25 protein-coding genes are annotated in these 24,769 nt (G+C 62.5%); 15 read left to right on the top strand and 10 right to left on the bottom strand.

Annotated features, from left to right (window positions below; genetic code table 11):
* Window positions 1-131 precede the first annotated feature (131 nt).
* The 3 genes from QMA15_RS01560 to QMA15_RS01550 all read left to right on the top strand — a co-directional run bounded on the left by QMA15_RS01560 (window position 132) and on the right by QMA15_RS01550 (window position 3,798).
* A complete protein-coding gene (locus QMA15_RS01560; RefSeq protein ID WP_029255995.1) occupies window positions 132-2,048 on the top strand; it encodes a propionyl-CoA synthetase in 1,917 nt (638 codons plus the stop codon).
* Between the two features lie 93 nt (window positions 2,049-2,141).
* Entirely contained in the window at window positions 2,142-2,987 is an 846-nt protein-coding gene (locus QMA15_RS01555) for a mycofactocin-coupled SDR family oxidoreductase (RefSeq protein WP_031333755.1), read from the top strand.
* Window positions 2,988-3,288: 301 nt separating this feature from the next.
* Window positions 3,289-3,798, top strand: a complete 510-nt coding sequence (locus QMA15_RS01550; protein WP_279163620.1) for a hypothetical protein — start codon at window positions 3,289-3,291, stop codon at window positions 3,796-3,798.
* 5 nt (window positions 3,799-3,803) lie between these two features.
* Here QMA15_RS01550 and QMA15_RS01545 read toward each other — a convergent pair whose 3' ends face one another.
* A complete protein-coding gene (locus QMA15_RS01545; protein ID WP_279163619.1) occupies window positions 3,804-4,190 on the bottom strand; it encodes a DUF1304 domain-containing protein in 387 nt (128 codons plus the stop codon).
* An 87-nt stretch (window positions 4,191-4,277) separates the two neighbouring features.
* Between QMA15_RS01545 and QMA15_RS01540 the strand changes: the two genes are divergently transcribed.
* The gene (locus tag QMA15_RS01540; protein ID WP_070795829.1) at window positions 4,278-4,871 is read left to right on the top strand and encodes a TetR/AcrR family transcriptional regulator; all 594 of its coding nucleotides are present in this window, start codon (window positions 4,278-4,280) and stop codon (window positions 4,869-4,871) included.
* Window positions 4,872-4,883: 12 nt separating this feature from the next.
* A complete protein-coding gene (locus tag QMA15_RS01535; RefSeq protein ID WP_290283637.1) occupies window positions 4,884-5,111 on the top strand; it encodes a GNAT family protein in 228 nt (75 codons plus the stop codon).
* Here the strand turns inward: QMA15_RS01535 and QMA15_RS01530 are convergent.
* A complete protein-coding gene (locus tag QMA15_RS01530) occupies window positions 5,069-5,659 on the bottom strand; it encodes a TetR/AcrR family transcriptional regulator (RefSeq protein WP_020970457.1) in 591 nt (196 codons plus the stop codon). The two genes, QMA15_RS01535 and QMA15_RS01530, sit on opposite strands and share 43 nt — an antisense overlap.
* Window positions 5,660-5,771: 112 nt before the next feature.
* On the opposite strand from QMA15_RS01530, the gene QMA15_RS01525 reads away from it, so the two are divergent.
* The 3 genes from QMA15_RS01525 (at window position 5,772) to QMA15_RS01515 (ending at window position 8,116) form a co-directional block, all read left to right on the top strand.
* Window positions 5,772-7,010, top strand: a complete 1,239-nt coding sequence (locus QMA15_RS01525) for an MFS transporter (protein ID WP_279163618.1) — start codon at window positions 5,772-5,774, stop codon at window positions 7,008-7,010.
* A gap of 134 nt (window positions 7,011-7,144) precedes the next feature.
* A complete protein-coding gene (locus tag QMA15_RS01520) occupies window positions 7,145-7,591 on the top strand; it encodes a hypothetical protein (protein ID WP_279163617.1) in 447 nt (148 codons plus the stop codon).
* Window positions 7,592-7,747: 156 nt separating this feature from the next.
* The gene (locus QMA15_RS01515; RefSeq protein WP_290283582.1) at window positions 7,748-8,116 is read left to right on the top strand and encodes a VOC family protein; all 369 of its coding nucleotides are present in this window, start codon (window positions 7,748-7,750) and stop codon (window positions 8,114-8,116) included.
* A gap of 4 nt (window positions 8,117-8,120) precedes the next feature.
* Here QMA15_RS01515 and QMA15_RS01510 read toward each other — a convergent pair whose 3' ends face one another.
* Together QMA15_RS01510 and QMA15_RS01505 are read right to left on the bottom strand one after the other, a co-directional pair.
* The gene (locus QMA15_RS01510; protein WP_279163615.1) at window positions 8,121-9,467 is read right to left on the bottom strand and encodes a deoxyribodipyrimidine photo-lyase; all 1,347 of its coding nucleotides are present in this window, start codon (window positions 9,465-9,467) and stop codon (window positions 8,121-8,123) included.
* Window positions 9,468-9,477: 10 nt separating this feature from the next.
* The gene (locus QMA15_RS01505) at window positions 9,478-10,065 is read right to left on the bottom strand and encodes a TetR/AcrR family transcriptional regulator (protein ID WP_019744884.1); all 588 of its coding nucleotides are present in this window, start codon (window positions 10,063-10,065) and stop codon (window positions 9,478-9,480) included.
* Between the two features lie 76 nt (window positions 10,066-10,141).
* Here QMA15_RS01505 and QMA15_RS01500 point away from each other — a divergent pair, with 76 nt between their 5' ends.
* A complete protein-coding gene (locus QMA15_RS01500) occupies window positions 10,142-10,519 on the top strand; it encodes a DUF952 domain-containing protein (RefSeq protein ID WP_279163614.1) in 378 nt (125 codons plus the stop codon).
* Here the strand turns inward: QMA15_RS01500 and QMA15_RS01495 are convergent.
* Window positions 10,516-11,511 (bottom strand): hypothetical protein, encoded by a 996-nt coding sequence (locus QMA15_RS01495; protein ID WP_020970463.1) that lies wholly within the window; start codon window positions 11,509-11,511, stop codon window positions 10,516-10,518. The two genes, QMA15_RS01500 and QMA15_RS01495, sit on opposite strands and share 4 nt — an antisense overlap.
* Before the next feature lie 89 nt (window positions 11,512-11,600).
* Here QMA15_RS01495 and QMA15_RS01490 point away from each other — a divergent pair, with 89 nt between their 5' ends.
* From QMA15_RS01490 to QMA15_RS01480, 3 genes are read left to right on the top strand one after another with little or no spacing between them, the layout of a single operon-like run.
* Window positions 11,601-12,176 (top strand): TetR/AcrR family transcriptional regulator, encoded by a 576-nt coding sequence (locus QMA15_RS01490; protein ID WP_020970464.1) that lies wholly within the window; start codon window positions 11,601-11,603, stop codon window positions 12,174-12,176.
* Between the two features lie 40 nt (window positions 12,177-12,216).
* Window positions 12,217-12,921, top strand: coding sequence for a response regulator (locus tag QMA15_RS01485; protein ID WP_003939853.1), 705 nt, complete (start codon window positions 12,217-12,219; stop codon window positions 12,919-12,921).
* Window positions 12,918-14,261: a HAMP domain-containing sensor histidine kinase gene (locus tag QMA15_RS01480; RefSeq protein ID WP_020908761.1), complete on the top strand. Its 1,344-nt coding sequence runs from the start codon at window positions 12,918-12,920 to the stop codon at window positions 14,259-14,261. The genes QMA15_RS01485 and QMA15_RS01480 overlap by 4 nt, the downstream gene beginning before the upstream one ends.
* A gap of 5 nt (window positions 14,262-14,266) precedes the next feature.
* Here QMA15_RS01480 and QMA15_RS01475 read toward each other — a convergent pair whose 3' ends face one another.
* Window positions 14,267-16,543 carry a bifunctional SulP family inorganic anion transporter/carbonic anhydrase gene (locus QMA15_RS01475; RefSeq protein WP_020908762.1) on the bottom strand — a complete coding sequence of 759 codons (2,277 nt, stop codon included), beginning with the start codon at window positions 16,541-16,543 and terminating at the stop codon, window positions 14,267-14,269.
* Between the two features lie 318 nt (window positions 16,544-16,861).
* Between QMA15_RS01475 and mgrA the strand changes: the two genes are divergently transcribed.
* Window positions 16,862-17,893 (top strand): L-glyceraldehyde 3-phosphate reductase, encoded by a 1,032-nt coding sequence (mgrA, locus tag QMA15_RS01470; protein ID WP_042952677.1) that lies wholly within the window; start codon window positions 16,862-16,864, stop codon window positions 17,891-17,893.
* A 13-nt stretch (window positions 17,894-17,906) separates the two neighbouring features.
* Here mgrA and ppk2 read toward each other — a convergent pair whose 3' ends face one another.
* Window positions 17,907-18,872, bottom strand: coding sequence for a polyphosphate kinase 2 (gene ppk2 / locus QMA15_RS01465; RefSeq protein WP_020970466.1), 966 nt, complete (start codon window positions 18,870-18,872; stop codon window positions 17,907-17,909).
* A gap of 211 nt (window positions 18,873-19,083) precedes the next feature.
* Between ppk2 and QMA15_RS01460 the strand changes: the two genes are divergently transcribed.
* Window positions 19,084-21,501 (top strand): lysylphosphatidylglycerol synthase transmembrane domain-containing protein, encoded by a 2,418-nt coding sequence (locus QMA15_RS01460; protein WP_019744892.1) that lies wholly within the window; start codon window positions 19,084-19,086, stop codon window positions 21,499-21,501.
* Between the two features lie 4 nt (window positions 21,502-21,505).
* On the opposite strand, the gene QMA15_RS01455 is transcribed toward QMA15_RS01460, so the two are convergent.
* Window positions 21,506-21,796, bottom strand: coding sequence for a hypothetical protein (locus tag QMA15_RS01455; RefSeq protein WP_290283581.1), 291 nt, complete (start codon window positions 21,794-21,796; stop codon window positions 21,506-21,508).
* Window positions 21,797-21,817: 21 nt separating this feature from the next.
* Window positions 21,818-22,045: a flavin reductase gene (locus QMA15_RS01450; protein ID WP_290283580.1), complete on the bottom strand. Its 228-nt coding sequence runs from the start codon at window positions 22,043-22,045 to the stop codon at window positions 21,818-21,820.
* Between the two features lie 194 nt (window positions 22,046-22,239).
* Here QMA15_RS01450 and QMA15_RS01445 point away from each other — a divergent pair, with 194 nt between their 5' ends.
* Window positions 22,240-23,451, top strand: coding sequence for a low temperature requirement protein A (locus QMA15_RS01445; RefSeq protein WP_113683277.1), 1,212 nt, complete (start codon window positions 22,240-22,242; stop codon window positions 23,449-23,451).
* Between the two features lie 10 nt (window positions 23,452-23,461).
* Here QMA15_RS01445 and QMA15_RS01440 read toward each other — a convergent pair whose 3' ends face one another.
* Window positions 23,462-24,700: a helix-turn-helix domain-containing protein gene (locus tag QMA15_RS01440; RefSeq protein ID WP_290283579.1), complete on the bottom strand. Its 1,239-nt coding sequence runs from the start codon at window positions 24,698-24,700 to the stop codon at window positions 23,462-23,464.
* Between the last annotated feature and the right edge of the window lie 69 nt (window positions 24,701-24,769).

Raw genomic sequence — 24,769 nt, 5'->3', positions numbered from 1 at the left:
CTGGCCGACGGGACAGGCCCGCCCGGCGCAAAGGGACGGTACCCGCACCGCTACTGAGGCGCACCACACTGACGGTGACCTAAGGTGTTTCAGGTCACCGGTAAGCGAAGTTCACGAGAGGACACACGTCGATGAGCTCTTCCGAGCAGGCGTCCCACACCACGTATGCCGACGCATATCGCGAGAGCATGGATCAGCCGGAGAAGTTCTGGCTCGACGCTGCGCGTGCCGTCGACTGGGATGTCGCCCCCACGAAGGCTCTCGACGATTCTGCCGCGCCGATCTATCGCTGGTTCCCGGATGCTTCGCTCAACACCAGCTTCAATGCCCTCGATCGGCACGTCCGCGACGGCCGCGGCGATCAGACCGCGTTGATCTTCGACTCCGCGATGGTCCCAGCCAAGACGACCTACACCTACGCCGAATTGCTCGAGCAGGTCTCACTCTTCGCCGGCGTCTTGAAAGATCAGGGTGTGGTGGCGGGCGACCGCGTGATCATCTACATGCCGATGATCCCCGAGGCCGCGATCGCGATGCTCGCGTGTGCACGTATCGGCGCGGTGCATTCGGTGGTGTTCGGCGGCTTTGCGGCCAAGGAACTCGCAACCCGTATCGACGACGCTGGTCCAGTGGTGCTCGTGACGGCGTCCGGCGGCCTCGAACCCGGACGAACAATCGAGTACCTGCCGATGGTCGAGAAGGCTCTGCAACTGTCCGCCACGCCCGCGCACACCGTGATCGTGAAGAATCGCGAGCAGATTCCCGGCGCAGCTGCCGACTACAAGTCAAGTGCCGCAGCCTGGTTCGACTGGGACGAGCTGATCGCCGATGCAACTCCTGCCGACCCGGTGTCGGTCGCCGCGACGGATCCGCTCTACATCCTCTACACCTCGGGAACGACCGGTAAGCCCAAGGGCGTCGTCCGGGACAACGGTGGCCATGCCGTTGCCCTGACGTGGACGATGAAGAATCTCTACGACATCAGCCCCGGCCAGGTCTGGTGGACCGCCTCAGACGTCGGCTGGGTGGTCGGCCACTCCTACATCGTCTACGGGCCATTGCTCGCCGGAGCTACGACGGTCATGTACGAAGGCAAGCCCGTCGGGACCCCCGATGCAGGTGCATTCTGGCGCATCATTTCCGAATACAAAGTGTCGGCACTCTTCACCGCTCCGACAGCGATCCGCGCGGTCCGCAAGGCCGACCCGGATGCAAAAGAGCTTGCCAAGTACGACATCTCGTCGCTCGACACACTGTTCGCGGCCGGCGAGCGCTTGGATCCCGACACCTACGAGTGGGCTACTCGGATTCTCGATCGCCCGGTGGTCGATCACTGGTGGCAGACCGAAACCGGTTGGGCCATCTGCGCGAACCTGCGCGGCCTCGAACCGATGGAGATCAAAGCAGGCTCACCCACCGTCGCCTGCCCCGGATACCGCGTCGAAATCGTCGACGGCAAGGGCGAACTCGTGGGTCCGGGCACCGAGGGCAACATCGTGATCGGCCTGCCGCTTCCTCCCGGAACACTCGCCGGACTGTGGCGTGACGAGGACCGGTACGTGAAGTCCTACCTGTCGACTTTCGACGGCTATTACCTCACCGGCGACTCCGGATACATCGACGAGGACAACTACGTCTTCGTGCTCGGACGAAGTGACGACGTGATCAACGTTGCCGGACATCGCCTTTCGACCGGAAGCATGGAGGCCGTCGTCGCCGGCCACCCGGCTGTCGCCGAATGCGCGGTCATCGGCATTCACGACGAACTCAAGGGGCAACGCCCCAGCGGCTACGTCGTGCTCAAGTCCGGCGTCGACATCGATCCCGAAACACTCCGACAGGAACTGGTCGCCCGGGTGCGAGACCAGATCGGTGCCGTCGCCACGTTCCGGGACGTCACCGTCGTCGCTGCACTACCGAAGACTCGTTCCGGCAAGATCCTCCGCAAGACCATGCGGCAGATTGCCGACAACGAGGAGTACACGGTCCCGTCGACCATCGAGGACGCGAGCGTACTGGACGAGTTGTCCAAACTCCTTCGCGGATAAGGATTCAGAGAATTCCCCTGCCTGGCTCGCACCGAACGTAGCAGTATGAACACGTTCCAGTTTTCAACGATTCAGACGGGCAGGGGAAGTTCGATGGGCAATTTGGACGGTCAGGTCGCATTCATCACCGGAGCGGCGCGCGGTCAAGGGCGCGCACATGCCGTCAAGCTCGCGTCCGAGGGCGCGGACATCATCGCGGTGGATCTGTGCGCGCCGGTCGCAACGGCGGGGTACGACATGGCCACCGAAGCCGACCTCGACCAGACCGTCGCCCTGGTCGAAGCTCAGGGCCGGCGCATCGTCGCATCCGTCGCGGACACTCGCGACCTCGATGCCCTGAAATCAGCGGTCGACGCCGGAGTCGAGAAACTCGGCCGACTGGACATCGTGATCGCCAACGCGGGAATCGCGGCGTCGGCGAAATTGTCCTGGGACCTGAGCGCCGAAGAGTTCCGCGAGCTGATGGACATCAACGTCACCGGCGTTTGGTTGACGACCAAGGTATCGATTCCGCACATCATGAACGGCAATCGAGGTGGATCCGTCGTGTTGATCAGCTCGATGGCCGGGCTTCGAGGCGTGCCGGGTATCGCACACTATTCCGCGTCGAAGCACGCCGTTCGGGGGCTGGCGAAGTCTCTGGCCAACGAACTCGGCTGGGCGGACATTCGGGTCAACTCTGTACACCCGGGCAATGTGCGAACGACGATGATCGACAACGAACCGATGGTTCGTGCGTTCCGTCCAGACTTGGAGAATCCTGTCCTCGCCGATACCGCTCCGATCATGTCGAAGCTGAATCTCCTTCCCCACCCGTGGGTCGACCCCGAAGTGATTGCGGATGCGGTGTTCTATCTGGTGGGGCCGGCCGGGCGCGGGATCACCGGCATTGCGTTGCCGATCGATCTCGGCACCTCGGAAAAATTCGCCGGCGGCTGAAGGCCCGAACTGATGCAGAATTGCCTCTGCCGGATGGGTCTCGAGCACCATCCGGCAGAGGCAATTCCGGCTTGATCAAGCCTTCGTAGCAACAGAACAAGTAGTCGACAACCTCATAGGCGCTCCTCGTCTGGCGTGGGAAAAACCGTTGTGGGATGCGCAACAAACCCAAGACCCAGCGTAGAAGCATTTGGCCGCAAACGCGCGTCATTCGGCACTATTTTTTTGGATTCGGGCATACTGGACAACGCTCCCACCACGTATTATGGACCCGAGTTCACACTTACAGGGGGTAGGCACAGTGACGGTCAAATACACCGTAATGGACCCGATTCACGGAAAAGTCGAGATCTCGTTCGATGTCGACACGGGGGTCGTCGACGTCCGAAACGGCAACTCACACGCTCTGTTGACGCGTCGAGTCGATGCCCCGCGCCGCGAAGGCACACCCATCGGAACGCGCGCCGCCGCCGACTTGTTCTTCACTGTCGGTGGCGACGAAGTCGAACTCACTGTCGGCAAAGGGTTTCTGTCCCGTCGCTCGTACTCTGTCTCGGCACTCGTCGACGGCGTGAGTTTGAACTTCGCCCCAGTCGACGACGCGAACAGTGCATTCACCCGCGACGGATTGCGGATCGGGCACTTCTCCAAGAACGAGGAATCCGATCCCAGACAGACCGACGCAGTCTGGTCGAGCACGCCGAGCACCGACGAACTTGTCATCGGATACGCCCTGGCCGAAGCCTTCGATTGTGGAGCACTCAACGGGGCTTTTGCGTTGATCGAATCACTGGTGCTCGGCGGCGGATAGAGCACTCAGAGCAGGTGGATTACCAGCAGAACAACGGCAATAACTGGGAAAAGCATCTGCACGACGGCTGCGCGGGCTTTGTCGGGAGACGAGAGAATCAGCACCAACCCCGCGGCAACCATCGATCCTGTGCCTGCCAGGACGAGGGCAATTCCGACCGACGCGGAACCGGTCGCCGCAATCACGATGCCGACCGCCGACACGATCGCCAGGAAAAGGTTGTAAAAGCCCTGGTTGAAGGCGAGCGGCTGCGTGGTGATCGCCTCTTCCTCGGACTTCACGCCGAACGCGGCGCGGGTCTTCGGGGCCGTCCAGAGAATCGATTCGAGGACAAAAATGTATACGTGCACTGCTGCGGCTAGTCCCGCGAAGATGTAGCCGGCGACGTTCATCGGTGAGCTCCTGTTGCTTCGAGTGAATTCTGTATCGTTCGGTCCAATATATACTGGACCGAACGATACAGAAAGAGCGAGGCTTTGATGGGCAGATCACAAGAATTCGACACAACAGCCGTGGTCGCTGCCGCGTTGGACGTTTTCTGGGCACGCGGATACGAAGGCGCCTCGCTCGGCGACCTCGAATCCGCGACGGGGCTGAGTCGGTCAAGTCTCTACAACTCGTTCACCAACAAGCGCGGATTGTTCGACGCCGCCGTGCAGATGTACCTCGAACATGTCATCCGGCCACGTCTGCGCGGCCTCACGACAAATCCCGGGACAGACGCCGTCGACGACTACCTTTACTCGCTTGAGCACGCGATCGGCACCATGACCGCCGACTCGCCTCGGCGCGGTTGCCTACTTCTCAATACGGCTGCCGGACTCGGCGCGCACGACGATGCGGTGGCAGCCGTGATCCGCGCCTATCGGCAAGAACTTGCCGTTGCAATTCGCAGCGGGCTACAAGCCACATTTCCGACCGAGACAGACGCCACGCTCTCAGACCGCACTCGAATCCTTCTCTCCTGCACAGTAAGTGCACTGGTCCTCGCGCGAGTTGACACCGAAGAGGCGATCGCAACTCTGGAATCTGCGCGCCGCCTGAACGAAGAGTGGCAGAGCCGGAACACGTAGGCCGTAACCGCACTGTCCGAGTGGGCATTCCGCGAAGTAGGGTTTCATCGATTGGAACTCGCACACTCGATCCACAACCCACGATCGTGCCGAGTCGCCACCAAAGCAGGCTTCAGCGAAGAAGGTGTTCGACGAGGCTCCGCCAGGCACGCCGACGGCTGGCACGACATGCATGTCCACGCCCGACTACGTAGCGATCAGCCTTCGGCACCGACCCGCGCCGCGAGCGCAAGTGTCTGATCCACTAATTCCGCAACTCGCTGCGGCGCGACCGGTTCGAGGTCGAACAGAATTCGGTAGATGATCGGTGCAACCACGTGGTCCACTACCGAATCACCATCCACGTCAGCAGCTTCCGGCCAACGAGCTAGTATCACGTCGATCTGTGTCCGACAGAAAAAGGCGCACTTAAACTTCTTCGTGCCGTCCGGTGCGTGCGTCTGGTCGTCGCTCATCAGCACATCTCGCAGCGATGCGCGACCGACGGGTGCAGACATCTCCTCCAGATAGTCCTGCGCCCAGATCGTCAGATCCCCTCGGAGCGAACCCGTTTCACGCGGGTCGGCGTCCGGTCGCAATCTCTCGATCGAGACATCGGCAAAGACTTCGTTGATGTCGCCCCACCGCCGATAGATGGTCGACGGGGTCACACCCGCATCGGTTGCGATCATCGGCACCGTGATCTCTGCCCGATCACGCTGTTCCAACAACTTACGCGCCGACGCATGCACTGCCTGTTGGATGCGCGCACTGCGGCCACCGGGGCGCGGACCTGCGGACGGACTCATAAATCAATACTAACGCAAAGATGTTGCATTAGGCTACGGCCAGGCGTAGCGTCCCAAACGCAAAGTATTTGCGTTTGAAGTCTTCACCACCCGCACGGGAAGCGCTACGACAATGACAACGACCATTTCACCACCGACCGAGAGCACTGCACGCCCACGCTTGGGGCGAGGCGCCGCTTTCACACTCATCGCCGTCATCATCGCTACGTTCCTGGGCGCCTCCGCGACCCCGACACCGTTGTACGAGCACTATCAACAGTTGTGGGGATTCTCCTCGCTCGCGTCGACGCTCGTGTTCGGCATCTACGCTCTCGCATTGCTCGCCACGCTCTTGACCGCCGGATCCCTGTCCGATCACATCGGCAGGCGCCCGGTCCTGCTCGGAGCGCTCGCCTTGGAGGCGGTCTCGCTCGCCCTGTTCGCCTCGGCCGATGGTTTGACCATTCTGTTGATCGCCCGGGTCGTGCAGGGTGTTGCCACCGGCGCTGCAATCAGCGCTTTGGGTTCGGCGTTGATCGACCTCGAACGCACTCCGGGACGCGGATCGATCATCAACAGCGTTGCTCCGACGGTGGGGCTTGCCGTCGGAGCCGTGGGTTCGAGTCTCATCAGCGAGCACCTGCCCAGGCCAACCAGCACTGTCTACCTGGTCCTTCTCGTACTCGTCGTCCTCGAGATCCTCGGGGTTTGGGCCGCTCCCGAGACTTCGGGCGGACGCCCCGGAGCCTGGCAGTCGCTACGCCCCACCCTTGCTGTTCCTCGCGAGGCCCGAACCATGATTGCGCTCACCGCACCGTGCCTGATCGCGGTCTGGGCGCTGGGCGGTTTCTACCTCTCACTCGGACCGGCGCTGGCGCGCAACGCACTTGACGTTCACAGCTCGCTCATCGGTGCCATCATGGTCGCAACACTGACGGGATTCGGAGCCGCAGCGGTGCTCACCTTCCGCAAACTCGGCGGCCGAACCGTGATGCTGATCGGAACAACCGCCTTGGTGCTCGGGGTGGCCGTCACACTCATCGGTGCTGAAACATCCTCTGCAGTATTGATTCTGGTTGGTACGGCTGTTGCCGGGATCGGCTTCGGAGCAGGATTCCAGGGAACCATCCTCGCTGTCATGCCGCTGGCCGAGAACCACGAACGCGCGGGGTTGTTGTCCACCGTCTACGTCATCGCATATCTGGCCAACAGCCTTCCGGCATTGCTGGCCGGCTACCTGGTCGGCAAGGTGGGGTTGGTGGATACGACGCGTGGCTACGGCGCACTCGTCATGGTTCTCGCGGCCGCCGCACTGATCGGACTGCTGGTCACCGGCGAGCGAAAGGTCGAAGCTGTCTCCGTGTCGGAGTAGGTGTCCCCCGATCGGTGGACACACCGTTCCTCCTGCACAGGGTCCCGGAAGTGGACATACGACATCGATCCGCTCCGACATAGTTGTCTTCGAGAGAGCCAACCGAACGCTCACCCGGACAAAGGACACCGACGATGACGAACCCACGCTACGTAGTTGCCGCAATCACAGCTCTGGCCGCCGGCGCCCTCACTTTGGGATTGAGCGGAATCGCCAGTGCCGGAACCCTTCCCGCGACCGGCAATACCATCACGATGACGATCAGCAACGACACCGAACAGACAATTCATCTCGAAGGCGCCGACAACCCCTACGGACAGTGGATGCAGAGCCCACGCCAGTCGCTCGCGCCCCACGAGACCGAGATCGTCACGGCATACAACCAGGACCCGCGCGGCCTGACGGTCGACGTCGTCTATTCCACTCCCGGCGGCGGACAAGCCGTCTTCATGGCCAACGACTATCCGCAGTTCGACACCGACGGAACTCGCACCACCGACCCTGATCACTACTTCATCTCGAGCTACATCGACGGCTACTACCCGAACCTGAGCGTCGGGTACCACCTCAGTGCGGTGTGACTGCAGCAGTCGTCATAAGTAATCCATCTGCCTCTCAGACGCACTTGTTCTTGGACATTCGTCCGGCGCGCGGGGATTGTTGAACACAGCCCCGCACGACCAGGCACACGCCCCGCTGCCGGTGGCCCGAACATCAACGGGAGAGGGAAAACCACAGTGCGACTACCCAACCAGTTTCTGATCTACGTCAGCGATGCCGCCTCCGCAGCAGCGTTCTACGGCGAATTGTTCGACGCGAAGCCTGAGGTCCTCAGCCCTCGGTACATGACCTTCGACCTCGGCGGCGGCGTGGTCCTTGCACTGTGGAGCGGCAAGTCCCGCGACCTCGATCCCGCGACTCCGCGCAATTTCGAAGTCGGCATATTGGTCGACGGCGGGAGCAATGAAATTCGGGCGATCTACGACGAGTGGGTGGCCAAGGGAATTGAGGTCGTCGAAGAGCCAATCGAAGATGTCTTCGGTCTGACATTCGTCATTTCAGATCTGGACGGAAACCGCCTCCGCGTAGCGCCCGCAGATCACTGAGCACTCAGCCCTTGATCTCGCCGTACCGGCGCAGGGCTTCCTCACGCTCATGCGCGTGATCGACGATCGGGTCCGGGTAGTCGACCGGGCGCATCGCCTTCAACGAGTGGACGGCCTTCCCGGGAACATCGCAGAGTTCGGGAACCCACCGACGGACGTATGTGCCGTCGGGATCGAACTTCTCCCCCTGCGTGATGGGGTTGAAGACGCGGAAGAAGGGCGAAGCATCTGTGCCCGACCCTGCAGTCCACTGCCACCCGTGCTGATTGGAGGCCAAGTCACCGTCCACCAGATGCGACATGAAGAACCGTGCGCCACGCCACCACGGAATGTGTAGGTCCTTCACCAGAAAAGACGCGACGATCATTCGCACCCGATTATGCATCCAGTTCTCGGCCGCGAGTTGCCGCATGCCGGCATCCACGATCGGGAAGCCGGTCTTGCCCTCACACCAGGCCGTGAAGGCGGCGTCTGCGTCTACTCCGCCATCGTGACGTAAACGGTCGAACTTGTCGTCGTAGTTTTTCCGCGCGCTGTCGGGGCGTTGAAACAGGATGTCTGCGTAGAAGTCTCGCCACGCCAACTGGCGACGGTAAGCCTGAGCGCCGTCGCCCAGTCGCTTGGAGAGATCTGCCAACATCGTTCGCGGATGGATCGTGCCGTACTTGAGCGGAATCGACATCCGGCTCGTGGTGTCGAGGTCAGGCCGATTTCGTTCGTCGTCGTACCGGTCAAGATCGTTCTCACAGTATTCTTTCCACTGTTCGAGGGCGCCGACCTCACCGACGAAATCGCTGACGGCGGCGGATGGCGCGGGGATACTCACCCGGCGCGGGCCACCCTCCTTGTCGCTCGGATCGAACCAACGGACCGTCTGCGCATCGGTCGACGCGGGGCCCCGCCAACCGTGTTCCATCCACTGACGGAAGTACGGCGTGAACACCTTGTACGGATCACCGTCCGCCTTGGTGACGCGTCCGGGCGCCACGGCATACGGAGATCCGGTGGCGATCACCTCCACCTGCTCCGCCACGGCCGCGTCGCGCCGTCGGCCGTAGGGTCCGTAGTCGGCACTGATGTGAACTTCTTCGGCGCCAACGGATTCCGCTACACGGGGCACCACGTCCGCCGGATCACCTCGAACAACCATCAGTTTTCCGTCGAGTTGATGATCGAGCGCCGTCAAGTTGGCGAACAGTTGATCCTGACGGGGTGAGCCTGCCGGTCCGAGCAGGTTCTCGTCGAGAACGAACAAACCCAACGTCCGCCCGCCGGCATCCGACGCTGCACTCAGGGTGGGAAGGTCACCTACCCTCAGATCACGTCGAAACCAGACCACAGAGTTACTCACCCAGTCGAGCCTACCGATCAGATCCCAGAACGCATCCCACCGCACGAGCTGCAAGTTGCGCAGCTCGTTCTGCTGTCGGTTCGGAAGCGAGCCCGAGCAGTCGCTGCCGGTGCTCCTCCCCGAGCAGCAACGTGTACAACTGATCCGCGCACAGCGCAGCCTTCTGGCCGTGCTGATCGATCAATATCTTCTCCAGAAAGGCAATCGACTTGGCCGGGCCGGATTCGTAGAACGCGGCGGCCAGCTCCGGGAACTGCACGGCCTCGCCGATCATCATGCGGTGCAGCGCAATCGAGTTGTCGCTGTGCAGGGCGATGACGATGTCCACTGCAGCGGCGAGCAGGTCCGACTGGTCACCACCGGCGTTCTCGACATACGCGTGCTGACGCGAAACAGCAGCAGCGAAGACCGCGGATTTGTCGCCGAAATAGCTGTACACGGTGCGCTTGGCGACGCCGGCCGCCGTGGCAATGGCGTCGATGGTCGTACGAGCGAACCCGACTTCTCGAAACGAGTCGACCGCGACGTCGAGGATCTCGTTGCGTCGATCAGCTCGCTCCGCGTCGCTGGTTCTCCCACGTCTGCGCGGTTGCTCCATCAAGTCCCCTACTACCGTGCCACTCAATTAATGCTACGTTGACGTTTCATTATTTCGAACATTACAGGAGCACTGCATGACCGGACAACGACTCGTCCACGTCGCCATCGCCGACGACTGGGAAGCATGCAAGCGTTTCGGTGAGTACGAGGTCTCGACGCGCGGAATCAGTTACGACGAGGCGGGATTCATTCGCGCAACCACCCCGAACGCGCTCGCTTCGGTGCTCGATCTGGTGTTCGGCGACCTCACGTTGCCACTGATCGTCGCCGTCATCGACCAGGACGCTCTGACCTCCGCGGGCATCGACGTCGAATGGGAGGCGGGAAAGCCCCGAATCCTCCGACCCCTACCGATGGACGAGGACACCGTGGTCGTCGAACTGGTCGTGGAACGCGTTGACGGGGTCTGGCCGATACCCGACCTGACCCCGTACACAAGCCCCGCCGGCTAAACCAGCGCAGCCTCGGGTTCGACCACAGGGGTCGACGCCTTCTTCCGGCCGGCGGCGACGCACAGCGCGATCCCGACGGCAATCCAGCACACCAGCACCAGAAGTGGCGTGGCGGCGCCATGGCCGTCGAAGAACGCCATCGAACGGACGGATGCTCCTGCGGCGCCAGGTGGGAGCAGCTGCCCCAATGCACCCCAGCCTGCGGGCAACCACGCGGCAGTTGTCGCCATCCCCGAGAGTGGGTTTCCGATGAACATCATCGTGACGGCACCCAACGCGAATCCCTTCATCCCGAGCAGGGATTCGAGTCCCAGAATGGGCAGCGAGATGGCCGACATGCCCATGGTGAGTGCGAGCGCGGTGAGCAGGTAGTTTCCGTCAAGACTGTTGGTGCCGAACTGCAGAATGGCAGTCAGTGCAAAACCCGCGACAACCGCGACGCCGGCAGCGCCCAACACTCGCTTGACAATGCTCCGCGGAAACAGTTGCACGAGAACAACAGCAGGCATGATTCCGCCGAACACCAAGGGCAAGGCCAATGCCGTGAGCCCAGCACCGGTCGGGTCGTCCGCAGTCAGCGGCACAACGTCTTCGACGGGCACCTTTGCCCCCGCGGCCTCCGAGAGGCCGTTGGCCACCCCGGTCAGGGTCTGGGCGATCGGGGTTCCGCCTGCAGTCGCGATCAACACGTGAGGACCGTTGGCATCAACGGCGATTCCGCCGACCACGTCTCGATTCCGAATCGCGTCACGCAGGGCGTCGGCGTCAGCGAATTCTCGAGTATCGAAGGCGCCTTGCTTACTCGCCTCGAGCGAGGTGCTGATCTGTTCGGTTGCCGGAGCTGGACCGGTGATGCCCAACTTCAGTTCGTGCGGGCCACTGTTGACCGAGGGCAGTACGAAGGCAAGCAGCATCAGCCCGATCACGGCGGACAAGCCCAACACCACAGCCACCAACTTCTTGCGGTCCCGTGCTTCAACTTCGGCGTTCATAACTACCTTCCCTAAGTGGAAGTTTTTCCTCCACTATTTGTGGAAGATATTCCTCCGGTTATGATGAACTGTCAATACCGGAGGTGAATGTGCGAGCCGATGCACGTGAACGCAGAAACGCAATAGTCGACGCCGCACGAGCGGTGTTCACCGAGCGCGGGCACGACGCGCCCCTCGACGCAGTCGCAGAACTCGCGAAAGTGGGCATCGCCACGCTGTATCGGAACTTTCCGACGCGCGAGGACCTCGTGACCGCCGTCGCCGTCGCAACACTGACCGATGTTCGCGAGGCTGCCGACATCGCACTCACGGCAATGTCCACCGATCCCACAAACGCGTGGCACACGCTGGTGGACCGCCTCGTGGAACTGCGCCTGGGTGCGCTCATTCCTGCACTGGTGGAACGCAGTTTCACCGAGCTGGCGCCCGAAGTTCTGGCGGTGCGTGAGGTGACGAAATCGAAGATGACCGCGACGATCGGCGCCGCTCAGAGCGCCGGACTGGTTCGCGCCGATCTGCAACCGCTCGAATTCGTCATGGCTCTGGCCAAACTGACGCGCCCGCAAATCGAATTGTCCGACGAGGCCATGCCGAACCTGGTCCCGCGGTTGGTCGCGGTGTTCATGGCCGGTTTGCGTCCGGACGGTACCGACTTGCCGGTCTGATCGGCGAAACCCGACGTACCAGGCAAGGCACAATGGGGCTGTGACCGAGATACCGAAAATCCTCGTAGTCGACGACGACGCAGACGTCCTGACCTCACTCGAACGCGGATTGCGGCTCTCGGGATTCACCGTACTGACGGCAGTGGACGGCGCCGACGCGCTCCGAGTGATCTCCGACAAGCGACCGGACGCGGTAGTCCTCGACATCAACATGCCGGTGCTCGACGGCACCGGTGTGGTGACGGCGCTTCGTGCCGCCGGCAACGAAATCCCGATCTGCGTGCTCAGCGCACGCAACTCGGTCGACGATCGCATCGCCGGGCTCGAATCCGGCGCAGACGACTACATGGTCAAACCGTTTGTCCTCGCCGAACTGGTTGCCAGGATCCGCGCAATGCTCCGTCGCAGTAACACTCCGGCCGGCGATCACTCCGAGGGAACGAACACCCTGCGGGTCGGCAACCTCGACATCGACCTCTCCGGCCGCCGGGTTCGCGTCGACGGCAAGGAAGTACCGCTCACCAAACGCGAATTCGAGCTACTCGAAGTGCTCGCTCACAATTCCGGCATCGTGCTTACTCGCGAACGTCTCCTCGAACTCGTGTGGGGCTACGACTTCGTGGCCGACACCAACGTCGTGGACGTCTTCATCGGCTACCTGCGTCGAAAGTTCGAATCCGGCGGTTCACCTCGTCTGCTGCATACCGTTCGCGGCGTCGGGTTCGTGCTTCGGGAGAACCCGTGAAGCGTCGCCGCTTCTCACTACGAACTCGCGTTGCCGCGGCCGCGGCACTGGGGGCGACGTTCATCGTCATCGCACTCGGTGTGGTCGTTGCATTGGCTATCGCACGAAACAATCTGGCGCAGTTGGACCGTCGATTGGAGACGGCATCGACGGTCATCGTGGCCAATGCGGCTACAGCGGGACCTTTTCTCGGCGCGTTCGGAGACGGCGGAGCGTTCTCCGTGACCATCCGCTCCGACACCGACGGAACCGTCAAATCCAGTACCCCGACGCGACTGCCCGAATTACCGGTGGGCTCGGCGACCGTCGACGTGGACGGTACGAAGTACCGGGCTTACACCGCCGAGGCCGACGGGATCAATGCCCTGGTCTCGCTGGCGGTTCCCTATGCCGAGGCGCGGGACATCACGGTCGACCAACAGCGTCAGGTTGCGTTCTTCGGCGTCGGAGCCGTAGCGGCCGCAGCCGCGTTGGGATGGTTGTTCGGTGGCCCGGCGGTGCGCCCACTCGTGGAATTGACCCGCCGGATCGCCAGGCGAGATCCCGATCTCGCCACCGAGGTTTCCGGCATCCGTGAAGCGGACGAGCTTGCCGCAGCAGCAGAATCGATGCTCAGCGACGTCGCCCGGGCACAGGCCGCGACCAACTCGGCCCTTGCTGCCGCTCGGGACTTTGCTTCCGCGTCGGCTCACGAACTCCGAACTCCGTTGACGGCGATGCGAACCGACATCGAAGTGTTGTCCATTCACGATCTCGACCACGAGCAGCGACGTGAGATCCTCACAGATCTGGCCCGCGCACAGGGCCGCGTCGAATCGACTCTCCGGGACCTGGAGCGACTGGCGAAGGGCGAGTTGTCGACGGCTGAGGACTTCAAGGACACCGATTTGACCGAGGTATGCGACATCGCGGCCGACGATGCACGACGCCACCACCCGAGCGTCGATGTCAGCGTCGTCACGGTGGATTCCCCACTCCCCTATTGCATCCGGGCCCTTCCCGGCGGAATCCGGTTGATCCTCGACAACGCGATCACCAATGCAGTCCGCCACGGCGGCGCGAGCACGGTGCGCATCACCCTCGCCCGCCCGGTCGATTCACCGGACACCGTCACGATCACGATCGACGACAACGGTTGCGGAATACCGGCCGAGGAACGCTCGAGCGTCTTCGAACGCTTCACTCGCGGATCGACGGCAGGCAAGACGGGTTCCGGTTTGGGCCTGGCACTGGTGGCGCAGCAGGCGGCCCTGCACGGCGGACGTACGACATTTCACGACAGTCCGCTCGGCGGGGCTCGCCTGCTGGTCGAACTCAGGGATCAGCCCGGACCCGAATAGCCCCTTCAGGTCTCGATCAACTCGCCGATCCCTGACGCTGTCACTTCGATGACCCGAGCCGAGCCGATGTCGAAGAACAGTCCGGCGATACGCAGGCGACCGTCCACACGGGCCTGACCGACCAGAGGATGGCGTTCGAGAGTCTGCAATTGGACTGCAACATTGACCATTCCGAGCTGATCGACCTCCGAGAAACCCGCCTCGGCCGCAGCACGCGCCACCGGATGGCCACTCGTATATGCCTGCAAGCTCGTCTCCGCATGCCTCAACCACTCACCGACAACTCCCGCTTCCGACGAACTGTTCGTCAGGAGTGCCTGCATCGCGCCGCAACCCGAGTGTCCGCACACGATCACCGAACTGACACCCAACTCGTCGATCCCGAAGGCCAGTGCCGCTTCCACCGACGTATCGCGGCCGCCGGCAGGAACCAAGTTTCCGACGTTGCGCACAGTGAACAGGTCACCTGGGCCACTGCTCGTGATGATGTTCGGCACCACTCGCGAATCTGCGCAGGTAAGGAAAAGAGAGTCGGGATTCTGGCCGTCGCGCAACTGATCCATGTGCGGCCGTATCGCTTCGGCGCGATGGCGATGATAGTTGGACACCCCGTCGAGAATGGGTCGCAAGGCTGGCGGGCTGCTCAGATTCCTTCCCGAAGCCTGTGGTTGCCAACTACCCCACGGAGCGAGCAATCCGCGCAGGTCGGTGACTGCGGCGCCGCGCTTCGGCGGACCGGTGGTCGCGCTCTCCATACTCACCGAGCCAACTTCGTCGATGATCACCGAACCACCTGCCAACTCGTACTGCCTCGCCCACTCTTCGATGACGTCGAAGACGGCATGGTCGAGGAAGTCGACGGACAACTCGACGGTGACGTCGGACCGCGGCGGGATGCCGGCGAGTACCGAGGTGAGCTTGGGCAGCACCAGGAAGGTGCACGACCCTTCGACCAGCACCCGCCACTTCCCGGAATCCTTGTCACCCAACTCTTCTGCCGTGACCGACGCGCGGATGACCCGCCACACCAGGAGAGCGATCGCCAACGCCAATCCGATCAGCACGCCCTCGAGCAGGTTCAAGAACACGACGCCGACCACTGTGATGCCGTACACCCACAGATCACCGGTGCGTCGCGCCAACCGAATGTGCGCCAGCTTGACCAGTTGAATGCCGATGACGATCAACAGTCCGGCAAGCGCAGACTTCGGAATCTGCTGCACCAACCCGGCCAGCGCGGCCGAGAACAGCAGGATCCACAGGCCGTGCATGATCGACGACGCACGGGACTTCGCCCCCGCTTCGACATTGGTGGCGCTGCGTACGATCACACCCGTGACGGGCAGGCCGCCGATCGCCCCGGACACCATGTTCGCAGTACCTTGGCCGAGCATCTCGCGATCGAAGTTCGAGCGCGGGCCCGAGTGCATCTTGTCCACAGCCACGGCCGAGAGCAGACTCTCGACGCTGGCGATCAGTGCGATGGTCAGGATGCCGGTTGCGACGCCGAGCCACTGGCCGTCCGGCAGAGCGGGAAGTCCGATCGAGTCCAACAAAGATCCGTCGAGAGCAATACGTTCGACGTCGATCGGCAGCAGGAGCGAAGCGAGAGTTGCCAATACGATGCCGACCAATGCCGCCGGCACCTTCCGGACGCCCGCGGGGAGATAGCGCCACCCGAGAAGAGTGGCGATGACAACGAGTCCGATCATCAAGTCCTCGACGTGCAGGGCACCGATCTGTGCGGGCAACTGCCGTAGATTGTCCAGCGCCGAACTGGCCGAGCTTCCGCCTAGCAACACGTGAACCTGTTGTAGCGCAATGGTGATGCCGATACCGGCGAGCATCGCATGCACCACCACCGGCGCAATAGCCAGTGCCGCACGGGCAATTCGGCTGAGCCCGAACACGATCTGCAAAATTCCGGCGCCGACGGTGATCAGGCAGGTGACTTTCCACCCGAACTTGCCGATCAGTTCGGCGACCACCACGGTCAGACCGGCTGCGGGACCACTGACTTGCAGCGGTGAACCTCCCACCGCTCCGGCCACTACTCCGCCGACGATGGCGGCGATCAGACCTGCCATGATCGGCGCCCCGGAGGCGATCGCAATTCCCAAGGACAAGGGAAGCGCCACCAGGAAGACGACCAGCGACGCCGGCACGTCGTATCTGATCAGTTGCTCGAGATAACGCCGGCTTCCACCACCCGGCGGAGACGAATCCCCCACGACGGCTTCGTCTGCGGATGATTGTGCGTGCACTACGGACTGCGTCGACATAGATCTCCTCGCCGGACCCCGGATCCGGCTGCTGGGCAACATGTTCGAAGCGAATCGGCGATCGGTATCGCCGATCGACTGTGACCATGGTAACCGCGATTCCTTACTGTTCCCTTAGATGCGAACCCAGACGTGGTCGACGTCACCGCCGCCCGGCACTGTGACTCGAACCTGAACGTTGGTCCAGAAGAGCGATCGAATTGCTTTAACCCGCAAGCATTTTCGCACGGGCCGCCCGAGTTTTCAGCACACCTGAATGCCGTCGGCGATAATGGTCGGGAGTAAATGCTCAACCACAACGATGTGAAGGCAGGCACCATGTCCGATCAGTACGTCGCCGCGCAGGACCGCTACGAAGCCATGCCCTACCGCCGAACCGGTCGGAGCGGTCTCAAACTCCCGGCGATCTCGCTCGGGCTCTGGCACAACTTCGGCGACGACGTACCGATCGAGAACCAGCGCGCAGTCCTGCGGCGGGCATTCGATCTCGGAATCACGCACTTCGATCTGGCCAACAACTACGGGCCGCCGTACGGAAGCGCCGAGACGAACTTCGGCAGGATCCTGCGTGAGGATTTCTCTTCGTACCGCGAGGAATTGGTCATCTCGTCGAAGGCCGGGTGGGACATGTGGCCCGGTCCTTACGGGTTCGGCGGTTCCCGCAAGTACTTGCTGTCATCCCTCGACCAGTCGCTCGGCCGACTCGGAGTCGATTACGTCGACATCTTCTACAGCCATCGCCCCGACGCCGAGACTCCGATCGACGAGACCGCAGGCGCGCTGATCAGTGCCGTCCAGCAGGGCAAGGCGCTGTACGCGGGTATCAGTTCGTATTCGCCGGAGCGCACCCGTGAAATCGCCGCACTGCTCACCGCTGCGGGGGTCCCCTTGTTGATCCACCAGCCGAGCTATTCGATGCTGAATCGGTGGATCGAACAGGACCTGCTTTCGGCTGTCGACGATCTCGGCGTGGGCGTCATCGCGTTCTCACCGCTCGCGCAAGGCATGCTCACCGACCGGTATCTGAACGGCGTCCCCGAGAATTCTCGCGCCGCCCAAGGTAAGTCACTCGATCCGTCGTGGTTGACCGACGACGCTCTCACCCACATCCGCGCGCTCAACGACATCGCGGCAGACCGCGGCCAGTCGCTGGCTCAGCTGGCACTGAGCTGGGCACTCCGCGATTCGCGGGTCACCTCGGTATTGATCGGTGCATCCAGCGTCGCCCAACTCGAAGCCAACGTCGGCGCGCTCGACAATCTCGAATTCAGCGCAGCCGAACTGGCCTCCATAGATCAGCACGCAAAGGACAGCGGCATCAATCTGTGGGCAGAGGCCAGTTCGATCTGAGCGATCACACGCGCTAGAGCTGAGGCAACTCCACGTTCACGTGCTCGCCCTCTTCGAATACGGCCGAAGCAGGCCCGACGATCAAGGGATCCGGAGTACCGACTGCCCGGTGATCCTTGTTGGGATAGTCGAAGCTGGCGAGCACGTGACGCATCGCTTCGAGGCGGGCGCGCTTCTTGTCGTTGCTCTTGATCACCGTCCAGGGCGCATCCCCGGTATCGGTGTAGAAGAACATCGCTTCCTTGGCCTGCGTGTAGTCGTCCCACTTGTCGAGCGAAGCCAGATCAGTCGGTGAGAGCTTCCACTGACGCACCGGGTCTGTTCGACGGGCCGCGAATCGCGCCAACTGCTCTTCCCGGCTGACCGAGAACCACAGCTTGTGCAGATGGATCCCGGAGTTGACGAGCATCCGCTCGAAGTCCGGGGTCTCTCTCATGAACTCGAGGTACTGAGTCGGCGTGCAGTAACCCATCACTCGTTCGACACCGGCGCGGTTGTACCAGGACCGGTCCATCATCACGATCTCGCCGCCGCTGGGTAGGTGTGCGACATACCGTTGGAAATACCACTGCGTTCGCTCGATGTCTGTGGGCTTCTCGAGCGCGACGACCCGGGCACCACGAGGATTGAGATGCTCGGTGAACCTCTTGATCGACCCACCCTTACCGGCAGCATCGCGACCTTCGAAGATGATGAGCACTTTCTGCCCGGTTTCCTTGACCCACAGCTGCAGCTTGAGCAACTCGATCTGCAGACGCCGCTTCTTCCGCTCGTACTCGCGGCGCGACATCTTCTTCTCGTACGGATAGCCCTGTTTCCAGGCATCCGCGAACTCTGACGGCTCGAGTCCGCCGAGCTTGTGCTTGAGGCTCGAGAGCTCGTCGATCTCGGCCGCATAGTCCTCGGTGACGGAAATTCTGGTCGACGGGGTCGGCAGGTCAGGAACCCGACCGTCCACACCGCTGGAGTCGGGGCTCATGAATACGCACTCCCTGTCGTCGAAATGAACGAACGTCCGGAAAGTGAATTTTACGCGCCGAAGCCCTCCGCCGCGGGGCCGAAGCGAATGTTGCTTGGCATCGAGGAGGTAACGACAGGTCCGGCTTCCCAGGCGCCGAACCCCCACGCGGTACCTTGATCGAGGTAACTGAGACGGTCGGTAACCCCCGAGAGAAGAGAGTTCTGGCGAGATGCGAGTAGACGGACGGGAGATCCCGGTAACGGGAAGCCTCCTGCCACCACTGCACCGCCGTACGAGCGACATCATGCGGGTCGCGATCGCTGCCGTGCTGCTCGGCGGCGTCATCGCGGGTTCTCTGATCACCCGAAGTCAGTGGGACGCCCTCGAAACGTCGGTGTCCAACATCGTCGGAGTGCTGTCGCCGAGCCTGTCCGACACTGTGTACCTCCTCTACGGCATCGCAATCCTGGCGCTACCGTTTGCCATTCTGATCGGGCTCATCGTGGGGCGCCGATGGAAGTTGCTGGCCGGATACGCCGCTGCCGGCCTGTGCGCCGGACTCGCGCTGTCGTTCACCGGCACAGGACTCGCCGCACCCAAGTGGCACCTCGACGTCCCCGACCGACTCGACGCCACGTTCCTGTCCCAATTTCTCGACGATCCGCGGTGGATTGCGATGCTCGCGGCGGTGCTCACCGTCTCGGGTCCGTGGCTACCGAAAAAGTGGCGACGAGCCTGGTGGACGCTGCTTCTGCTGTTTGCGCCCATTCACCTGATCGTCAGCTCGATCGTTCCCGCCCGATCGATGCTGGGTCTCGCCGTCGGCTATCTGATCGGCGCGGTGATCGTTCTTGCCGTCGGCACACCTGCCCTCGAAGTGCCGTTGGACTCTGCAGTACGCGTGCTCGCGCGGCGTGGTTACCGCGTCACCGCTTTCCGCGTCGTGAGTCCCTCGGGAATCGGCCCGCTGGTCATGTCCGCCGACATCGACAAGGCTCCGGACGACGAACCGTTCGACGAACTCATTGTCGAGTTGTACGGACAGAACCAGCGAAGCAGCGGAGCAATTCGACAGACGTTCCGCTGGATCTCGTTCCGGAACCGTGAAACTCCTCCCCCTTACGGATCGCTTCGGCGCGCCGTCGAACATCGCGCACTGATGGGTATCGCGTTCGCCGACATCGGTCTGGCCAGTTCCAAAGCCGTCGCCATCTCGGTGCTCGATCGCGGATGGGAGATGTACGCCCGCCCGAGCCCCCGCGGTATCCCACTTGCCGTCGCCGTCGAAAACCAGGCGGACGAGGAAGAATCCTCCAAACTGATCGACGCGTTGTGGCAAACACTGCACACCATTCACGTACATCAGATGGCGCACGGTGACCTGCGCGCTTCCGAGATTCGCGTCGAGGGCGGAACGATCCTCTTCGGCGGCTACGCGTACTCCGAATTCGGCGCCACCGAAGTTCAGATGCAGTCCGACAACGCCCAACTTCTTTTTGCCACCGCATCACTGTTCGGCGTCGACGCAGCGGTGGACGCCGCGATTCGTGCGCAAGGCGCAGACACGATTCTCGCTGCCTCCGGCCGATTGACCACCTCGGCGTTGCCCAACCGAATTCGGCGGACCGCCGAGGATTCCGCAAAATTGATGACCGAGATCCGAGACGAGGTCGGCGCGAAGAACGGGATCGAAAAGGTCGCTCCCGCACAGGTCACCCGGTTCAGTCGCAATCAACTGATCCAGCTCGTTCTGCTCATCGGATTGGTCTACGTCGCCTATCCGTTCATCAGCCAGGTACCCGCATTCATCACGGAGTTGAAGACAGCCAACTGGTGGTGGGCACTGCTCGGCCTCGGCGTCTCCGCACTGACGTACGTCGGCGCGGCAGCGGCCCTGTGGGCCTGTGCGTCTTCGATGGTCAGTTACCGCAACCTCCTGATCATGCAGGTGGCCAACACCTTTGCCGCGACGACTACTCCGGCCGGAGTCGGCGGGCTCGCCCTGAGTGTGCGGTTCCTGCAGAAGGGCGGGCTCGGTACCGTCCGTGCAACGGCCGCAGTCGCGCTTCAACAGACGGTTCAGGTGGTCACCCACGTCGGCTTGCTGATCTTCTTCTCGATCGTCGCCGGACGCGATACGAACCTCTCGCACTTCATCCCGGGATCCACTGTTCTGTATCTGGCGGGTGGCGTCGCGCTCGGAGTTCTCGGTGCATTCATGTTCATTCCGAAACTTCGTGGGTGGCTGCGCGACGATCTGCGTCCTCAGATCACCGAGGTGTTGGGTGAACTGAGCCAACTTGCACGAAACCCGACCCGATTCCTCATCATCGTGGGCGGCAGCGCTGCAACAACTCTCGGTGCCGCCCTGGCTCTGTGGGCAAGCGTCGAGGCATTCGGCGGCGGAACGACGTTCATCACCGTCACCATCGTGACGATGATCGGTGGAACCCTCGCCTCGGCAGCTCCGACACCGGGTGGCGTCGGAGCCGTCGAGGCCGCCCTCATCGGTGGCCTGTCCGCGTTCGGATTGCCGGCAAGCATCGCTGTGCCGTCGGTTCTGCTCTACCGAGTCCTGACCTGCTGGCTCCCGGTGTTCTGCGGCTGGCCGACCCTGCGATGGCTGCAGAAGAACGACATGGTCTGAGCGTTCACTGCCGGCGAACGATGTGCGCCTGCAACGCTTCACCGTCGTCGTCGACCCAGCCCTTGCTTTGGGCGTAGTCGACCATCGCCGCCACTCCGTCGACGTCCGTGGTGCTCTCGCGAACACGGGCTACCGAGATGAATGCACTACCACCGCTGACGTATCCGTAATTCCGAAGGCGCAAGAGCTCGTCCAGTTCGGAATCGGCGATGTCGTCGGTCACCTCGACGTGAAAGGCCTTCAGGTTGTCCACATCGCGGACGCTGACGCGGCCGTTGTCCACCAGTACATACATGGCTTTCCTTTCCTGGATCACTCACGACGGTGAGTGCGTACCGAATACACGCCGGTGATAGGTCAGTGGATTCGCCTCGCAGTGCCAGGCGTCGTCCACCGATCCTGTCACGATCTTGTGATCACCACCGTCCACGACGGCGTCCACGGTGCACGCGATCCAGATGGGAGCGTCCGGCAGCCTCGGTGAGCACACGTGCGCCATGGCTTCTCGAAAACACAACGCCCCGTTGCCCTGTGGATCGTTCACGACGTCAGCGCTTGTCTGCCGACTCTTGTGCGTACTTCTTCGTCATGTGGTCGACGGCGTCGAGTTTGCGCCTTCGCATGCCCCTCCCTGACGGCATGCGCGTGAGCGCGGACAGCATAAGCACTACTTCAAAAAAAACGGACAACTTCGCTGCCTACCAGCACTGTTGATGCCGATAACCGATACTGAGCTTTATGTCGGAACTCGGAAATGAACCAGACTCGAAGCAGAAGGCGGTGCTCGAGCGACACGCGTCATGGATCGAATTGTTCTTCGACCTGGTCGTGGTAGCCGGTATCGGTCAGCTGGCTCACCTGCTCCACGGTTCGCCGTCGTGGTCGGATGTCGCGCTCTACGCCTTGCTCTATCTCGCGTTCTGGACCGCATGGGCGACGTTCACGATGTACGGCAACGTTGCCGGCGACCGCGTCCGAATCCCGAGCATGCTGATCGCCATGTTCGGACTGGCCGTCATGATGGCGGCCGTGGCCGGCATCCACGACAACCATGCGCTGGCCTTCGCTGTCGCCTACGTGGCCGTACGTCTGCTCGCGAGTCGGGTGTGGCACAACGGCCAGATCGTCGTGGACTGGCCGATCGCCCAGATGTCTCTCGGTGTGATCCCGTGGATCGTCTCGTTCTGGTTCGAGGGTGAAACTCGGTTCTGGCTCTGGACTGCCGGTGTGACCATCGATCTGCTGATCATGTTCGTCGTCTCCGGCAGCGCGATCATGGAAGACGCGCAGGAAAAGCTCGACCGCATCATCAAGGTTCGCGGGTTCAAGGACGACCGGATGCCCGAACTCGAAGCCCTGCACTCCGATCGGGCTCATCTTGCCGAGCGGCTGGGCCTGTACGTCATCATCGTGCTGGGTGAGGGTGTGATCCTCGTGATCTCTGCGGCCTCGAAGCTCACCTGGGACTCCACGGTCGTCAGCCTCGCAGTCGGATCGTTTGTCCTGCTCTCGGGTATGTGGGCACTCTCGCTTCTCTACGGCCACGCCGGTGTTCCGCACCTGCAGCCCGAGAAGTTTCCCGCTCGCATCGACATGGCACTGCACTGTTTCACCACCGGCGCTATCGCGGTTCTGGTCGCGGGACTCGGAGCGGCAACCGAACACGGCGCGGAACACACACCCGCGAACCTGCGGTGGTTGTTGTGCGGAAGCATCGCAGTCTATTTCGGAATCAGCACCGTGGCGGGGCTGTTTGCGCGATCGGACCGACGGTGGCTGCTCGGCTGGGCGCTCCCCTGCACCGCCGTCCCCATCGTCATGGGCATTGTCGGCACGCACATGAGCGCCACGTGGATCATCTGGGTGCTGGTGGCCACCGTGACCTGGCAAAACGGCTACGAGTATGCGCAGGTGCGGCGTTCGCGCCGCTCTGCTGTGCGCCTTTATTAACCCCCCGCGGTTAATAAAGGCGCACAGCAGGGACGGTTTTTACCCTCACCGCCGGGTCGAAGCGATAGGGCTGAGCCAGCACGATTCCAGCCAATCGCTTACGCAACCTCGACATCTCGGCCCGGACGGTCACCGTCTTACGCGGATCGCCGAACAACTCTGAGGCGAGCTGCGAGGCCGTGAGGCCCTCGGGCGCCTGTGTCAGAGCCAAGAGGATCTGCGAATGGCGCGGGCTGAGGTCGATACTCCAACCTCCCAAGGCCGAGGAGTACCGCAGTTCCATCGCATTCGAATCCCGCAGGTCCAATTCGACTTCGGCACAAGCATTTCCAGACGCCGGGTTCGCCTGAGGGCGGATGAGCCAGCCGCCCGGAAGTGGCTCGCACATGCACAATCCGAGTGACGGGAGCCAATGCTCGCCGCTGGTCATCACTTTCGGCAGTGCGATGCGGTAGATCGGCGCCATCGAGTCCACCGCAGCAACCCAGCCACTACGGTCCACAACCATTGTCGGCTGACTCGCGCGAGCCAGCGTCGACGCCGAGATCATCCGAAGCCGATCCAATCCGATTCGATGCTTCTCCCGCAGTGCGGATTCCGCCAGTCTGGCCACGCTGTCCACCAAAGCGAGAGTCGACGGGTGGACAGTGCCTGCGGCGCCGGCGACGTTGACGACGGCGAGCGCCCGGCGACTACGCGGATCCCGAACCGTCGCCCCGGAGCAAGTCCACGGATGCTGCGAGCGCGAGTAGTGCTCGGCCGAGAACACCTGCACTGCCGAACCTGATGCCAACGAAGTACCGATCCCGTTGGTACCGACAGCTTCCTCGGTCCACGACGCACCCTCGATCATCCCGAGGCGTTCGGCCCGATCCAGCATTCGACCGGGCCCGTGGCGCCAGAGGATGCGACCCTGTCGGTCCGCCACCACTATCAAACTCGCGTCGTCCGGGCCGACGAGCGGTGCCAGACCGCGTACCGCCTCGTCGAAGATCTCCGTCATTCCGGCCGCACCCCGACTCTCTTCGATCTCCGAGGCACGAGTGGTCTTCGTGATCGAACACCGCTCCGGATCGAGACCGAGGGCGCGCAGACGCGACCACGAATCGGCGATCACGGAGCGCGGGCGCGCGGGCGGTTTGCGCCCGGACATCGTTGCTTCGTACACGGATTCGAGAACACGTGCGTACTGCGCCGGGTCTTCACCACTACCCAGGGCCGGTTCGAGTCGATTCGTTGCGCCGATCACACTCCAGTCCTATGTGATGGGGTCATCGAAAGCGAGCGTTGCACCCGGTTGCAGAGTTGTCCGCGTGCG

It is taken from the genome of Rhodococcus sp. APC 3903, assembly GCF_030407755.1.
GTDB lineage: Bacteria > Actinomycetota > Actinomycetes > Mycobacteriales > Mycobacteriaceae > Rhodococcus_F > Rhodococcus_F erythropolis.
Note: the sequence above shows the minus strand (reverse complement) of the source record. Positions and strands in the feature narration are given on the sequence as shown.

What these genes read in the sequence shown, in the direction of transcription:
- QMA15_RS01460 (WP_019744892.1), top strand. Translation starts at nt 19,084, where the DNA reads ATGCGAGTAGACGGACGGGAGATCCCGGTAACGGGAAGCCTCCTGCCA.
- QMA15_RS01545 (WP_279163619.1), bottom strand. Translation starts at nt 4,190, where the DNA reads ATGAACGTCGCCGGCTACATCTTCGCGGGACTAGCCGCAGCAGTGCAC.
- ppk2 (WP_020970466.1), bottom strand. Translation starts at nt 18,872, where the DNA reads ATGAGCCCCGACTCCAGCGGTGTGGACGGTCGGGTTCCTGACCTGCCG.
- mgrA (WP_042952677.1), top strand. Translation starts at nt 16,862, where the DNA reads ATGTCCGATCAGTACGTCGCCGCGCAGGACCGCTACGAAGCCATGCCC.
- QMA15_RS01505 (WP_019744884.1), bottom strand. Translation starts at nt 10,065, where the DNA reads ATGGAGCAACCGCGCAGACGTGGGAGAACCAGCGACGCGGAGCGAGCT.
- QMA15_RS01555 (WP_031333755.1), top strand. Translation starts at nt 2,142, where the DNA reads ATGGGCAATTTGGACGGTCAGGTCGCATTCATCACCGGAGCGGCGCGC.
- QMA15_RS01495 (WP_020970463.1), bottom strand. Translation starts at nt 11,511, where the DNA reads ATGAACGCCGAAGTTGAAGCACGGGACCGCAAGAAGTTGGTGGCTGTG.
- QMA15_RS01520 (WP_279163617.1), top strand. Translation starts at nt 7,145, where the DNA reads ATGACGAACCCACGCTACGTAGTTGCCGCAATCACAGCTCTGGCCGCC.
- QMA15_RS01525 (WP_279163618.1), top strand. Translation starts at nt 5,772, where the DNA reads ATGACAACGACCATTTCACCACCGACCGAGAGCACTGCACGCCCACGC.
- QMA15_RS01500 (WP_279163614.1), top strand. Translation starts at nt 10,142, where the DNA reads ATGACCGGACAACGACTCGTCCACGTCGCCATCGCCGACGACTGGGAA.
- QMA15_RS01530 (WP_020970457.1), bottom strand. Translation starts at nt 5,659, where the DNA reads ATGAGTCCGTCCGCAGGTCCGCGCCCCGGTGGCCGCAGTGCGCGCATC.
- QMA15_RS01455 (WP_290283581.1), bottom strand. Translation starts at nt 21,796, where the DNA reads ATGTATGTACTGGTGGACAACGGCCGCGTCAGCGTCCGCGATGTGGAC.
- QMA15_RS01475 (WP_020908762.1), bottom strand. Translation starts at nt 16,543, where the DNA reads ATGTCGACGCAGTCCGTAGTGCACGCACAATCATCCGCAGACGAAGCC.
- QMA15_RS01560 (WP_029255995.1), top strand. Translation starts at nt 132, where the DNA reads ATGAGCTCTTCCGAGCAGGCGTCCCACACCACGTATGCCGACGCATAT.
- QMA15_RS01540 (WP_070795829.1), top strand. Translation starts at nt 4,278, where the DNA reads ATGGGCAGATCACAAGAATTCGACACAACAGCCGTGGTCGCTGCCGCG.
- QMA15_RS01445 (WP_113683277.1), top strand. Translation starts at nt 22,240, where the DNA reads ATGTCGGAACTCGGAAATGAACCAGACTCGAAGCAGAAGGCGGTGCTC.